At 38.6% G+C, this 13,773-nt stretch carries 12 protein-coding genes; 9 read left to right on the top strand and 3 right to left on the bottom strand.

Going from position 1 to position 13,773, the window contains the following annotated elements; all coding sequences use genetic code 11:
• Nucleotides 1–48 precede the first annotated feature (48 nt).
• The 8 genes from ACFINR_RS00150 to ACFINR_RS00115 all read left to right on the top strand — a co-directional run bounded on the left by ACFINR_RS00150 (nucleotide 49) and on the right by ACFINR_RS00115 (nucleotide 8,590).
• Nucleotides 49–456 carry a TM2 domain-containing protein gene (locus ACFINR_RS00150; protein ID WP_375612903.1) on the top strand — a complete coding sequence of 136 codons (408 nt, stop codon included), beginning with the start codon at nucleotides 49–51 and terminating at the stop codon, nucleotides 454–456.
• Between the two features lie 729 nt (nucleotides 457–1,185).
• Nucleotides 1,186–1,497: a septum formation initiator family protein gene (locus ACFINR_RS00145; protein ID WP_375612902.1), complete on the top strand. Its 312-nt coding sequence runs from the start codon at nucleotides 1,186–1,188 to the stop codon at nucleotides 1,495–1,497.
• Between the two features lie 135 nt (nucleotides 1,498–1,632).
• Nucleotides 1,633–2,673: a pyruvate dehydrogenase (acetyl-transferring) E1 component subunit alpha gene (gene pdhA / locus ACFINR_RS00140; protein ID WP_273791144.1), complete on the top strand. Its 1,041-nt coding sequence runs from the start codon at nucleotides 1,633–1,635 to the stop codon at nucleotides 2,671–2,673.
• Between the two features lie 16 nt (nucleotides 2,674–2,689).
• Nucleotides 2,690–4,057, top strand: a complete 1,368-nt coding sequence (locus ACFINR_RS00135) for a pyruvate dehydrogenase complex E1 component subunit beta (RefSeq protein WP_375620767.1) — start codon at nucleotides 2,690–2,692, stop codon at nucleotides 4,055–4,057.
• A gap of 14 nt (nucleotides 4,058–4,071) precedes the next feature.
• Complete coding sequence (locus ACFINR_RS00130; protein WP_375652268.1) at nucleotides 4,072–5,415, top strand: pyruvate dehydrogenase complex dihydrolipoamide acetyltransferase; 1,344 nt, start codon at nucleotides 4,072–4,074, stop codon at nucleotides 5,413–5,415.
• A 220-nt stretch (nucleotides 5,416–5,635) separates the two neighbouring features.
• Nucleotides 5,636–7,096, top strand: a complete 1,461-nt coding sequence (gene lpdA / locus ACFINR_RS00125; RefSeq protein ID WP_375631778.1) for a dihydrolipoyl dehydrogenase — start codon at nucleotides 5,636–5,638, stop codon at nucleotides 7,094–7,096.
• A gap of 67 nt (nucleotides 7,097–7,163) precedes the next feature.
• Nucleotides 7,164–8,126, top strand: coding sequence for a lipoyl synthase (gene lipA / locus ACFINR_RS00120; protein WP_375611273.1), 963 nt, complete (start codon nucleotides 7,164–7,166; stop codon nucleotides 8,124–8,126).
• 2 nt (nucleotides 8,127–8,128) lie between these two features.
• Nucleotides 8,129–8,590 (top strand): type II toxin-antitoxin system RatA family toxin, encoded by a 462-nt coding sequence (locus ACFINR_RS00115; RefSeq protein WP_273791149.1) that lies wholly within the window; start codon nucleotides 8,129–8,131, stop codon nucleotides 8,588–8,590.
• A 599-nt stretch (nucleotides 8,591–9,189) separates the two neighbouring features.
• Here ACFINR_RS00115 and ACFINR_RS00110 read toward each other — a convergent pair.
• From ACFINR_RS00110 to rirA, 3 genes are read right to left on the bottom strand one after another with little or no spacing between them, the layout of a single operon-like run.
• On the bottom strand, nucleotides 9,190–9,678 hold the full coding sequence (locus ACFINR_RS00110; protein WP_375631780.1) for a CinA family protein: 489 nt from the start codon (nucleotides 9,676–9,678) through the stop codon (nucleotides 9,190–9,192).
• Nucleotides 9,675–10,865, bottom strand: coding sequence for a bifunctional 2-C-methyl-D-erythritol 4-phosphate cytidylyltransferase/2-C-methyl-D-erythritol 2,4-cyclodiphosphate synthase (locus tag ACFINR_RS00105; RefSeq protein WP_375652361.1), 1,191 nt, complete (start codon nucleotides 10,863–10,865; stop codon nucleotides 9,675–9,677). The genes ACFINR_RS00110 and ACFINR_RS00105 overlap by 4 nt, the downstream gene beginning before the upstream one ends.
• A gap of 24 nt (nucleotides 10,866–10,889) precedes the next feature.
• Nucleotides 10,890–11,333 carry an iron-responsive transcriptional regulator RirA gene (rirA, locus tag ACFINR_RS00100; protein ID WP_375611276.1) on the bottom strand — a complete coding sequence of 148 codons (444 nt, stop codon included), beginning with the start codon at nucleotides 11,331–11,333 and terminating at the stop codon, nucleotides 10,890–10,892.
• Between the two features lie 172 nt (nucleotides 11,334–11,505).
• Here rirA and ACFINR_RS00095 point away from each other — a divergent pair, with 172 nt between their 5' ends.
• The gene (locus ACFINR_RS00095) at nucleotides 11,506–13,773 is read left to right on the top strand and encodes an ATP-binding protein (RefSeq protein ID WP_375611277.1); all 2,268 of its coding nucleotides are present in this window, start codon (nucleotides 11,506–11,508) and stop codon (nucleotides 13,771–13,773) included.

The raw sequence follows: 13,773 nt of genomic DNA, 5'->3' as shown, positions 1-13,773 counted from the left end.
AGGCATATACGCAATAATTTTTAAGTGTTTAAATTTATAGGGATTAAGATGAGAGGTATAATTATTAGTCAAGATCAAGGAAATTATCTCGTTTCGGGTGATGATGGTAAACGTTATCAGTTTGCGACTTGGGATTGGTTGGGAAAGAATCCACCAAGGATTGGTAATGCTGTTGATTTTGTCTGTGAAGGAGGTGTTGTCAGTTCTGTTTTCCCATTGTTGAGACCAGGTACAGAGAACACAAAGATAATGTTCGCACTGCTTTGTTGGGTTGCAGGTATCTTTGGTGTCCATCGCTTTATGGTTGGTAAAGTTAGGACTGGTGCTTTAATGCTGGTTCTATCTTTATCATTGTTTGGATTGATAATTACCGGAATTTGGGCAGTTGTTGATTTTATAGTCATTCTTGGAGGAAGATTTACGGATAAAGATGGGAATCAGATTACAGATTTTTAAAAATTTTATAATAAAGAGAAAGTAATTCAGTTCGCTTTTTATTTTTATAAATAATTAAGTTGCATTATGCGAAATTATTGTACTATATTTATTTGATATGAGATATTAAAAAACATGTATAGCTAAGTAAAAGTATTGAAAAAGGTAATGCTATTTTATACGGGTAAAGAAAAGACGCAAATTAATTAAGGCGTGCATTATTTTTCTGCTTATAGCAGTGGATAGCATTGGATTATTGGAGGCTTCAAACTATCCTAATTTCACGTTTATTACGGCTGCTACAAATTGTATTTACACCGTGAGGTTAATCCGCATATTATCAAATTAGAAATAATCTCTTTATGAATAACACATAAGGAGCGTGGGTAAGGATGAAGAGTAAAATTATTGTTCAAAATCAAGGGGTTTATTTCGTTTTGGGAGGTGATGATAAGCGTTATCAATTTGAGGATTGGAATTGGTTAGGAAAAAACCACCAAGCATAGGGGATACCGTTGATTTTATCTTCATTTTAATAGGAAATTTTAGGAAAAAAGCTACAAATTAGAGGATATCCAATATTTATAATATAAAAAGTGAGGCATTCAACTTACTTTGATCGTATTAAGGGGGGGATAAATTGAAATAACAAATTATTTTGGTGTAGATTTGGTAATGAGGTATTAATCAAAATCATGCATAGTTGGGCAAAATATCAAGAAATTTGTGCTGTAAAGACTGTGCTATTTTATGTGGACAAAGCAGAAACGTCGATCAATCAAAGTACGCTTTGTACTACCTCTTATGACGGTGGGAGTCTTAAGCTATTTCAGTTATCACATTTATCATGGTGAGTATGGATTGTATTCACGCAGTGAAGTTAATCAGCATATTAGCGAATTAGAAAAGGAGCTTCATGAAATAGAAGCTGAGCGGATATTCATGGAAAAGCGTATTTCTCTTTTACGCAATGGGCATATAGAAAAAGATATGTTGGATGAGTATGTCCGAAAGAATTTGAACTTTTCTAAGCCAAATGAATTGACAATCTTAATACCTTGAAATGATACCAAAGGTAAATGAAAAATCGCTTAATTTAAACAACAATCAGCAATGATATTGTTTAAGCCGATTGATAAGGCTTGTAACTTTTGTTCGTAAAGGTTATTCCTAAATAATCATAAAAGGGAGTTTAATATGGCAGAACGACTTAAAAAAAATTCTGCGTCGGCGGCGCGCACTGCATTATCAAGCACCACAAAGAAAGCACCAATAGCAGATTTTACAAAAGAAGAAGAAATTGATGCCTATCGTGAAATGCTTTTAATTCGCCGTTTTGAAGAAAAAGCAGGACAACTTTATGGTATGGGGCTTATTGGGGGATTTTGTCACCTTTATATTGGTCAGGAAGCCGTTGTTATAGGAACATTGAAAGCGGCAAAAGAAGGTGATCAGGTTATTACGTCTTACCGTGATCATGGTCATATGTTAGCCGTTGGGATGAGTCCGCGTGGTGTTATGGCAGAATTAACGGGACGTCAAGGTGGCTTTTCCAAAGGGAAAGGTGGCTCGATGCATATGTTCTCTAAAGAAAAGAACTTTTATGGGGGACATGGTATTGTTGGTGCGCAGGTTCCCATTGGTTCAGGTTTGGCATTTTCGAATCAGTACCTTGGTAAAGATAATGTGACATTGGTTTATTTTGGTGATGGTGCTGCAAATCAGGGGCAGGTTTACGAGAGTTTTAATATGGCTTCACTTTGGAAGCTTCCCGTTGTTTATATTATTGAAAACAATCAGTATGCTATGGGAACGTCAGTTTCACGTGCATCTGCAGAAACTGATTTTTCCCGACGTGGTCTTTCTTTTGAAATTCCAGGTATTGTTGTTGACGGTATGGATGTTCGATCAGTAAAAGGAGCTGCTGATGAAGCAATTTCTTGGGCACGCTCAGGTAAAGGACCGATCATTCTTGATATGCAGACCTATCGCTATCGTGGTCATTCCATGTCTGATCCAGCAAAATATCGTTCAAAGGAAGAAGTCCAAAAAATAAAAGAGGAGCACGATCCGATTGATCAAGTAAAAAGTCGGATTCTTAAAAAAAATTGGGCGAGCGAAGACGATTTAAAATCTATTGAGAAAGAGGTCCGTGCAATTGTTGCTGATGCGGTAGATTTTGCACAAAGTGATCAAGAGCCAGATGCTTCTGAGCTCTATACTGATATTTTAGTTTGATGCGAGGGAAGCAAGTATGTCTATTGATATTTTGATGCCGACGCTTTCACCAACTATGGAAGAAGGTAAACTGTCTAAATGGCTCAAGAAAGAAGGTGATAAGGTTAGCTCTGGCGATGTTATTGCTGAAATTGAAACGGATAAGGCTACAATGGAAGTAGAGGCCGTTGATGAAGGTACTCTTGGTAAAATTTTTGTGCCTGAAGGTTCAGAAGGCGTAAGGGTTAACACTGTTATTGCAATTTTGTTAGAAGAAGGTGAGCGTGCTGAGGATATTTCGCAACCTACTGATACAGCACAAAAAACTAAGGAATCTGCTCTTTCTCTGCCTTTGTCAGTTCCGCAGGCTGCTCCTACTTTTGATACATCTCTTAATTTTGATATTCCAGCGGGAACACAAATGGTTACAATGACAGTTCGTGAAGCGCTTAATCAGGCTTTGGCTGAAGAAATGCGGCGTGATGAAACAGTTTTTCTTATGGGGGAAGAAGTCGCGCAATATCAAGGTGCCTATAAGGTTAGTCAAGGTTTGTTGGAAGAATTCGGAGAACGCCGAGTTATTGATACCCCAATTACAGAACACGGCTTTGCTGGGCTGGCTGTCGGGGCTGCTTTTGGTGGGTTACGTCCTATTGTCGAGTTTATGACCTTTAATTTTGCGATGCAGGCGATGGACCAAATTATTAACTCAGCAGCCAAAACACGTTATATGTCTGGTGGACAAATGACCGCTCCTATGGTTTTCCGAGGTCCCAATGGCGCGGCTGCCCGTGTTGGTGCTCAACATTCTCAATGTTATGCTGCATGGTATAGTCATGTACCAGGTCTGAAAGTTGTCATGCCTTATAGTGCTGCAGATGCAAAAGGTTTGCTGAAATCTGCTATTCGTGATGATAATCCTGTTATTTTCCTTGAAAATGAGATTTTGTATGGGCATCAATTTGATGTTCCTCAACTGGATGATTTTCTTTTGCCTATTGGTAAGGCACGTATTCATAAGTCTGGACAAGATGTGACGATTGTTGCATGTGGAATTGGGATGCATTATGCTGTTCAAGCGTTACCAGAAATTGAAAAACTTGGTATTGATGTTGAATTGATTGATTTACGAACCATTCGCCCGATGGATCTTCCAACAATTCTTTCGTCAGTTAAAAAAACAGGTCGTTTGGTCACAATTGAAGAGGGATTTCCTCAGTCATCTGTGGGAACTGAAATAGCAACGCGTGTTATGCAGCAGGCTTTTGACTATCTTGATGCGCCAATTGCTACGATTTCTGGTAAAGATGTTCCGATGCCTTATGCCGCTAATCTTGAGAAGTTGGCTTTGCCTAATACTGCTGAAATTATTGAGGCCGTTAAGGCTGTGACATACAGAGCATAACGGAGGAAAGCATAATGCCCATTAAAATTACAATGCCAGCGCTTTCCCCTACGATGGAAGAGGGAAATTTAACAAAATGGAATATTAAGGAGGGAGATAAGGTTTCCTCTGGTGATGTTATTGCTGAAATTGAGACGGATAAAGCGACAATGGAAGTCGAAGCCGTTGATGAAGGTAGGGTTGCTAAAATTGTTGTTCCTGCTGGAACACAAGGCGTTAAAGTAAATGCTTTAATTGTTGTTTTAGCAGAAGAAGGTGAAGATTTAGCTGAAGCTGCAAAAGTTACAGAAGAAATCTCTTCTTCTACAAGACAAGAATCAGAGGGCATCAAACAGACAGATTCTCTGAAACAGACGGACTCAAAGGGAATAAAAATGTCTCATGAATCATCAACTGGGCAATTAATACAGCAAGATAAAAAAGAAGCTCGTCTTTTTGCCTCTCCCTTAGCGCGGCGATTAGCATCTCAGGCAGGTCTTGATTTATCCTTTATTTCTGGAAGTGGTCCGCATGGGCGTATTATTAAGCGCGATGTAGAAAAAGCTGTGAGCAGCGATATGTCTAAAGTGTCTTATTCATCATCGATAGGGGAGCTAATAGCTACAGGTGCTTCGGACAAACAGATATTGAAACTCTTCAAAGAGGATGAATATAGCTTCGCTCCCCATAATAATATGCGTAAAACAATCGCGACACGTTTGGTGGAATCAAAACAGAGAGTCCCACATTTCTATGTAACGGTAGATTGTGAACTTGATGCGCTATTAGCACTGCGTACACAACTGAATGCTGCTGCTCCAATGGTTAAGGGGCAGGAAGAAACTCAGCCTACTTATAAGCTTTCTGTTAATGATATGGTGATCAAAGCTGTCGCACTTTCTTTGAAAGCGGTTCCCGATGCGAATGTTTCTTGGCTTGAAGGCGGGATGCTTCATCATAAACATTGTGATGTTGGGGTTGCTGTTTCTATTCCCAATGGATTAATTACACCGATTATTCGCCATGCAGAGGAAAAGCCGTTATCACTTATTTCCAAAGAGATGAAGGATTTTGCAAAGCGTGCGCGCGAGGGCAAGTTAAAAATGGAAGAATATCAGGGTGGAACAACAGCTGTATCAAATATGGGGATGTATGGTATAAAAAGTTTTTCGGCTATTCTTAATCCACCGCATGCGACGATTTTTGCGATTGGTGCAGGGGAGCAACGCGCCGTTGTTAAAAATGGTGCATTAGTTGTTGCGACAGTTATGTCAGTTACGCTTTCTGCGGATCATCGTGCTGTCGATGGTGCTTTAGCAGCAGAGCTCGCGCGGACTTTTAAGAAGATGATTGAAAATCCATTAGCAATGTTGGTTTGAACTGTTTAACAGTTCTTCACGTAAATTGTGAGAAAGCGTGTTAAGAGAATAGAAACAAATTTAAAGAGTTTAAAGAGCAATGTTATTGCTATTTCTGGTTTGGATAAAGCATTTGCGTGAAGCTTAAAGCAAAGACATAAGATAATTCTCTCATGTTTTTTTACAGACTTAAGTTCAAAAAATGCATATCCATTTTATATATATCCATGGAGGAATTACTGTGGTAAATCTTTATGATGTAATTGTGATTGGATCAGGTCCAGGCGGATATGTAACCGCAATTCGTGCAGCACAATGTGGCTTTAAGACTGCGATTGTTGAACGTGAACATTTGGGAGGGATCTGTTTAAATTGGGGATGTATTCCAACAAAGGCCCTTCTACGTTCAGCGGAAATGAAACATTTTGCTGAACATGCGACAAATTATGGATTAAAAATTAATGGTTCAATTGAGGCAAACATCAAAGATGTTGTGGCACGTTCACGGGGTGTTTCAGCACGTTTAAATGCTGGTGTTGGTTTTTTAATGAAAAAAAACAAAATTGATATTATCTGGGGTGAAGCAAAGCTTACTAAAGAAGCAAAGGGAAGCCTTCCTGCGGAAATTATGGTTTCTTCATCCTCCAAACCGATTATGCAACCGCAAAATCCAGTCCCTAAAGGGACGTTAGGGGAGGGAACTTATCAAGCAAAGCATATCATTATTGCAACGGGCGCACGTCCTCGTGTCCTTCCTGGTATTGAGCCAGATGGAAAATTCATTTGGACTTATTTTGAAGCTATGATACCGCCAGCAATGCCAAAATCGCTTTTGGTTATAGGGTCTGGGGCTATTGGCATTGAATTCGCTTCTTTTTATCATGATATGGGGGCGACAGTAACTGTTGTTGAAATGATGCCCCATATCATGCCTGCTGAAGATATTGAAATTTCAACGTTTGCTCGTAAACAGTTAGAGAAAAAAGGTTTACGCATTCTTCGTCAAGCAAAAGTAACAAAGGTTGAAAAATCTTCCGATTCTGTAAGTGTACATATTGATGTTCAAGGTAAAATAGAGTCAATGACTGTTAACCGGTTGATTTCCGCTGTTGGGGTGCAAGGTAATATTGAGAATCTTGGTTTAGAAGCTTTGGGAATAAAAACCGATCGCGGGTGCATTGTAACTGATGAATGGAGTTGGACGGGGGTGGAAGGCATTTATGCTATTGGTGATGTAGCAGGTCCTCCTATGTTGGCCCATAAAGCAGAAGAAGAAGGTGTGATATGTATTGAGCATCTTGCAGGTTTGAAGAGTGCTCATCCGCTTGATAAAAGAAAAATTCCAGGGTGTACATATTGTACACCACAGGTTGCCTCTGTAGGGCTTTCAGAAGCGGCAGCAAAAGAAGCAGGTTATGATATACGTATTGGGCGTTATTCTTTTGCTGCGAATGGTAAGGCGATTGCTTTGGGTGAAGATCAGGGGTTAGTAAAAACGATTTTTGATAAAAAAACAGGACAGCTTCTCGGGGCCCATATGGTAGGGGCTGAGGTAACAGAATTGATACAGGGTTTTGTTATTGCTATGAATCTTGAAACAACAGAAGAAGAATTAATGCATACTATCTTTCCACATCCGACCTTATCGGAAATGATGAAAGAAAGTGTATTAGATGCTTATGGTCAAGTTTTAAACGCTTGATGACTGGATTGTATGAAAAATTTTATATTTTTGATTGTTACTTCGTATTTATAAGGCAAAGGCTTAAATGGTTACGGTTGTTGATAGAGTTGCAAATAGACGATTGCGTCATCCTGAAAAGGCACATCGTCCTGATACAAGCGTTCAAAAAAAGCCAGATTGGATTCGTGTAAAAGCGCCAACATCACCAATTTATAAGGAAACACATGGTATTGTACGTACGCATAAGTTAGTGACTGTATGTGAAGAAGCTGGTTGTCCTAATATTGGCGAATGTTGGAGCCAGAGGCATGCTAGCTTTATGATTTTAGGTGAAATATGTACGCGTGCTTGTGCTTTTTGTAACGTTGCAACAGGTATTCCACTTGCCGTTGATGATAATGAGCCAGAACGTGTCGCTGATGCTGTTGCAAGGATGGAATTAAAACATGTTGTCATTACATCTGTTGATCGTGATGATCTTGCTGATGGTGGTGCTGAGCATTTTGCAAAAGTTATTTATGCGATTCGTCAAAAAACTCCTAAGACAACAATTGAAGTTCTTACACCTGATTTTCGTCATAAGGATGGCGCTTTAGAAGTTGTTGTTGCTGCTAAGCCTGATGTTTTTAATCATAACTTAGAAACAGTTCCTTCTAAATATTTGAAGGTCCGTCCAGGGGCACGTTATTTTCATTCAATTCGTTTATTACAACGTGTTAAAGAACTTGATCCAACAATTTTTACAAAATCGGGAATTATGGTTGGCCTTGGGGAGGAGCGAAATGAAGTTTTGCAATTGATGGATGATTTGCGCGCTGCTGATGTTGACTTTATGACAATTGGACAATATTTGCAGCCTACACGAAAACATCATCCAGTTGTTCGTTTTGTGCCTCCTGAAGAATTTGAGTCTTTTGCCAAGATTGGTAAAGTAAAAGGATTTTTACATATGGCCTCCAATCCTCTAACGCGTTCATCTCATCATGCTGGAGATGATTTTGCCATTTTGCAAAAAGCGCGTGATGAAAAATTTTCCTTACAGAGATAATTATGCCGATTTTTACAATACATCGGCAGATCACCCATAGTGCCAGTGAAATGTTTGATCTGGTTTCAGATATTGAGCGTTATCCTGAATTTTTACCAATGTGTGAGTCTTTAATAATACGTTCTCGAAAAGAATATGGAAAAAAAATATTGCTTCTTGCAGATATGACCGTTGGCTATAAGATTATTCGTGAAACTTTTACGACTCAAGTATTTCTTCAGCCGGAAAAAAGTCTTATAGAAGTTAAATATATTGATGGTCCATTCAAATATCTTGAAAATCGTTGGGCCTTTCATGATATTGAGAATACCAATGCATGTAATGTAGAGTTTTTTATTGATTATGAATTTAAAAGTAAAACGCTTGGATTAGTGATGGGCTCAATGTTTGATATTGCGTTTCGTAAATTTACCGAGGCTTTTGAGAAGCGTGCGCATCAGATTTATGGCTCTACGGTAACATAGTCTATTCTGTTATTTTTTAACAATACCTATTGCTTAAACAGCGTGAAGGTGAAAACTGGTTTTCATCTTTACTATTTGTTTTTAATTCAGCTTTCAAAAGCATATTGAAGGAATATCATTTTAAATGATGAAGATGATGCACAGATTCATGCTTTTGTTTCTCTCTTTTTTAATGGATGCACACTCGTTAAACAAAACGCCCAAATAGAACCTGCTTGCGTCATACCCATTTCATAATAGTGCTCATAATAAATAGTATAGATTCTCGTAAAAGTATATAAAATCTACATCTGTACACTTATGAAGAAGTCCTCCTGCATCATTTATTTGCTATCTCTCAAGATGTTGCGCGCCAGCTCTTAGCACTTAAGAGAAGTACAAGTGTCTCTTTCTTTAATCATTTTATTTATACAGTTTTTTCTCTTGTGGCGTGCAAGTGAATAAATTTGATTAATTCAACCTACACAGGACTGAAGTGAGATAACTTTACGCTATTCAGATCTTTCATTTTCAAGTTGTGATACAATAAAATTTTTTCAAGATGTTGACGATTATAGACACGATGGGGAATAAAGAATTTTGAAATTAGTATGGGGAATTCAGTGAAGCAATTCCAGAATCATTTTAAAAGCATTTTCAACAGTTGCGTGGCGGATAGCATTGCGACTAAGATGAGCAAAGTGCATTTCTTTGTGCAGGGGGGAGTGGTTTTTGTAAGCAACTGCGCAATGCACAAGTCCTACAGGTTTATCAAGACTTGCACCTCCTGGACCAGCAATTCCTGTTACAGAAACTGCAATGTCAGCTTGTGAATGTTTTAATCCACCCTCAGCCATTGCAAGAGCAACTTCTTTTGAAACGGCACCATGGGTTCTTATAAGTTCAGCACAAACGCCAACAAGGCGTGTTTTGGATTCATTTGAATAAACAACAAATCCACAATCGAGAACATCTGACGATCCTGCTATATTTGTGAGGCATGCAGCAATGAGTCCCCCTGTACAAGACTCTACAGTTGTTAACAGCAAACCTTTTTGGCGAAAGGTATTAAGGACTTCATGTGCGTGTTTTTCACAAAGATATGTCATTGGGGAATTTCTCCTGAATAAAGGACGCTCACTGTTGCAAGAGCAGCAATTCCCTCACCACGACCAATAAATCCAAGCCTTTCATTTGTTGTTGCTTTGATAGAGATTCGATCAGGTGTTATTGCAAGTATTGTTATAAGATTTTCTGTCATGGCATGACGATATGGACTAATTTTAGGATTTTCAGCGATAATTGTGATATCAACATTGGCGATACGACCACCTGCTTGTTTTATAATATCAAGAGCATGACGGAGAAAAATTTCTGATGATACATTTTTCCATTGAGGATCAGAGGGAGGAAAATGTGTACCGATATCTCCAGCACCTTGAGTTGCAAGAAGGGCATCTGTTAATGCATGAAGAGCAACATCCGCATCGGAGTGTCCATTTAATTTTTTATGAAAAGGGATTTTTATACCACATAATATAAGAAAATCACCATCCTCAAAAGAGTGAACATCATAACCATTGCCGGTACGAATATCAGGAAATATTTGCATTTTCTTTTGGAGATATAAATGTGCAGTATTAAAATCTTCATGCCATGTAATTTTTATGTTGTTAGGATCCCCAGGAACGGTACGCATAGGAATTCCAAACCATTCGGCAATTGCGCAATCGTCAGTGAATTCTTGTTTGCAAGCTTGTTTTGCTTGTTTATGGGCCGCTAAGATATGTTCAAAGGGAAAACACTGTGGAGTTTGTGCACTATAAAGATGGGTACGGGGAATTGTTTCTAAAACATGCTGATTATTTATACGTTTAAGGGTATCAGAGATGGGCAGAACAGGAAGAACACCTTCTTGAGGCGTGATAGTGTTGTGAATGTTATTAAGAAGCTTGTTTTCGATAAAAGGGCGTGCACCATCATGAATATGCACATATTGGGGGGCAAATTTTTTGAGTGCCTGAAGTCCATATAAGGTAGAGATTTGACGTGTATTGCCTCCTTCAACGATAGTAAGGCGCTCTTTAAAATCGTCAATAGCTTGTTCACAGATTTGACGATCTTCTGGATGAATAACAAGAATAATTGTTGTGATAGCTGGATGCTGCAAAAAACAATGCACGGTATGATAAATAATTGGCTTTTGTCCTAGAAGCCGATATTGTTTTGGAATTTTATGGGGAGATCCTGCTCTTTCACCCCGTCCAGCGGCTAATATTATTGCTGCAATAGAAATACTTAATCTCCTTGTATTATAATCTTAGTTTGCTTTTTTGTCATTAATTTTAAAATGATTTTGAAAGGATGGTTGTTGTAGATCAGCAAGGGATATCACGGATAACACCTCAAAAAAAGCATTTAATGCTTTTTGAAGTGCGGTATTTAAACCACAAAAATCAAACAAGGGGCAAGTTGGTTCTGCAGTATCGAAACATTCTGCGAGGGAAAAGTTGTCTTCTGTTACTTTCACAACATCCGCGACTGAAATTTCTGCTGCGGGTTTAGCCAATCTAACTCCACCATTGCGTCCACGCACTGTTTGTATAAAACCTGCTTGAACAAGCAGCTGAAGGATTTTAAATAAAAAAAGCTCTGAAACGGCATATGCTTTAGCAATTTCTGGAACACGACTGAGAGTTCCCTGATTATCTGCACAATACATAAGCATTCGAAGAGCATAATTTGTTTGTTTTGTTAATCGCATCTCATTTCCTTCGTAAAGTATCGTCGAACACAGTCTATTTTAAAGATATTTTGCAAAATGTAGAAGTTTTTTCTCGTTGACTATATTTGCCTATTTTAAATGTAGTATTAGTATTGTCAATTTTTGCTACAAAAGGTTATATGAGAATAATGGGATAAGGGTATGTAAGCTCATGACGAATATAACATCTGTGACGAATCTTCAAGACATAGATAAAAATACTTATAACGATGAGTTGTATCGTTTAAGTAAGGTATATATTTTTTTAGGGATTACAATTATTGTATTGGCTTTACTTACGGCCTCTGTTTCATTTATTATTCTTATTGGATTAACTCCTGTTGTTCCCAGTAGAACAGTAACCCTTATTCTTATAGGAATTAATAGTTTTTGGGTTTTAGGGCTTATTGTCATCGTTTTTTATGAGATGATACCGATCATTCGTGCTTGGCGTTCAAGGCGTGCAGGATCGCGTCTTCATGTGCGCCTTATTTCATTGTTTGCACTTGTTGCGACAATGCCAGCTGTTGCTGTAGCTCTTGTATCGGGTCCAGCACTAAATTTGGGACTTGATCGATGGTTTGATACAACAACGCGGCAAATTGTGGGCTCTTCTATTGATTTAGCAAATGCTTATGCAGATGAAATGCTTCAAAATTTAAAAAATTTATCCTACGCGATGGCATTTGCACTTGATAACAAAAAACTCTTAGAACGTAATCCAGCTGAATATAGGATGCAATTGACGCGTCATGCTCTAGGACGCAATTTGCGTGGTGCATTTTTGTTAAGTTCTAGTGGAGCTATTTTTGTATCGAGTGCTCTTGGTGATGAAGATAAACTGCCAATTCCTCCTTCTCATCTTATTGAACGTGCAACCAGTGCGAGACCTTTTTCTTTTCAACCAGGCGTTCATGATTATTTTGGTATTATTTTAAAATTTACCAATATTCCAAACACATTTTTATATTTGGTGCGTGACGTTGATAAAGGTGTTTTATCTGCTTTGCGTTTGACAGAAGTTAATACAGATCGTTATCGTGATTTAAATGAGAATCGCCTGCTGACACAGATTGCATTTGGTATGCTTTATTTGTGTCTTTTTTTTAGTTTATTCTTATCAGCCATTTGGGCTGCTATTGCTGTTGCTGATCGCTTAGTACGTCCTATTCGTCTTCTCATTAGTGCTGCCGATGATGTTGCTTCTGGAAATATGGAAATTTTCGTGCCAGTACGAGCAAAAGATGGAGATATTGGGCAATTATCCAAAACTTTTAATTACATGGTCAGTGAATTGAAAAGTCGGCGTAATGAATTGATTGCAGTGCGTGATCAAATTGATGAAAGACGGCGTTTTTCTGAAGCTGTGTTATCGGGTGTAACAGCGGGAGTAGCAGGTATAGATGATAATGGTGATATCACCATTATCAATCGGTCTATTGAAGCGATGTTTGATATTCGCTCAGAGCGCGTTGTTGGAAAAAGTCTTTTATCTTTAAGCGCTGAAATTTGGCAGGTTTTTCAGTTTGTGCGTTCATTGGATCGTAAAAACCATCGTGAGCAGGTCACTTTAAACGTTGCAGGAAAAGAGCGTGTCTGTAATGTCCAAGTTACGATGGAGGAGGATGATGGACAAGGGCAATCTTGGGTTCTAACAATTGATGATATTACAGACCTTGTTGCAGCGCAACGTACAGCGGCGTGGGCGGATATTGCGCGGCGTATTGCACACGAAATTAAAAATCCTCTTACACCTATTCAGTTATCCGCTGAACGCATTCGTAAACGTTATAACAAAGCTATTACACAAGATAGAGAGGTCTTTGAGCGGTGTATTGACACAATTATTCGGCAGGTTGGAGATATTGGGCGTATGGTTGATGAGTTTTCCTCTTTTGCACGTATGCCCAAACCCAAAATGCATATTTTAGATATACGAGAATTGTTGCGCGAAGCATGTTTCTTGATAGAGGTGACGCGACATGATATTCATTTTGAGCAAGATTTAGGAACTCTACCACTTATGGGTGCATTTGATAACCGTCTCATTGTACAGGCTTTTTGCAATGTTATCAAAAACGCGAGCGAATCCATAGATTCAGTTATGCGAGAGGAAAATATTCACGGTCATATTCTTATCCGTTCTTATCGTCAGGAAGAATGGGTGGTTGTGGATGTTGTTGATAACGGGAAAGGACTTCCTAAAGAGCAAAGACAAAAGTTATTAGAACCCTATATAACAACGCGGGAAAAAGGAACAGGGCTGGGGTTAGCTATTGTGCGCAAAGTTATTGAAGATCACGGTGGTTTCATGGAGCTTCATGATGCACCGGAGAGTTTTTATGAAGGTCGTGGTGCGATGATCCGTTTGATATTTCCAGCGGATGGGGGTAAGCAGGGTAATATTATACAAGCCATAAATCATAAGATAGGGGAATAG

The sequence above is a fragment of the Bartonella sp. AP19HLJMH genome (assembly GCF_042196245.1).
Lineage (GTDB): Bacteria > Pseudomonadota > Alphaproteobacteria > Rhizobiales > Rhizobiaceae > Bartonella.
This window is presented reverse-complemented; position numbering and strand designations above follow the sequence as displayed.

Bases quoted from the DNA above. Each gene is read 5' to 3' on its own strand.
- ACFINR_RS00150 (WP_375612903.1), top strand. From the start codon at position 49: ATGAGAGGTATAATTATTAGTCAAGATCAAGGAAATTATCTCGTTTCG.
- ACFINR_RS00145 (WP_375612902.1), top strand. From the start codon at position 1,186: ATGTGGACAAAGCAGAAACGTCGATCAATCAAAGTACGCTTTGTACTA.
- pdhA (WP_273791144.1), top strand. From the start codon at position 1,633: ATGGCAGAACGACTTAAAAAAAATTCTGCGTCGGCGGCGCGCACTGCA.
- ACFINR_RS00135 (WP_375620767.1), top strand. From the start codon at position 2,690: ATGTCTATTGATATTTTGATGCCGACGCTTTCACCAACTATGGAAGAA.
- ACFINR_RS00130 (WP_375652268.1), top strand. From the start codon at position 4,072: ATGCCCATTAAAATTACAATGCCAGCGCTTTCCCCTACGATGGAAGAG.
- lipA (WP_375611273.1), top strand. From the start codon at position 7,164: ATGGTTACGGTTGTTGATAGAGTTGCAAATAGACGATTGCGTCATCCT.
- ACFINR_RS00115 (WP_273791149.1), top strand. From the start codon at position 8,129: ATGCCGATTTTTACAATACATCGGCAGATCACCCATAGTGCCAGTGAA.
- ACFINR_RS00110 (WP_375631780.1), bottom strand. From the start codon at position 9,678: ATGACATATCTTTGTGAAAAACACGCACATGAAGTCCTTAATACCTTT.
- rirA (WP_375611276.1), bottom strand. From the start codon at position 11,333: ATGCGATTAACAAAACAAACAAATTATGCTCTTCGAATGCTTATGTAT.
- ACFINR_RS00095 (WP_375611277.1), top strand. From the start codon at position 11,506: ATGACGAATATAACATCTGTGACGAATCTTCAAGACATAGATAAAAAT.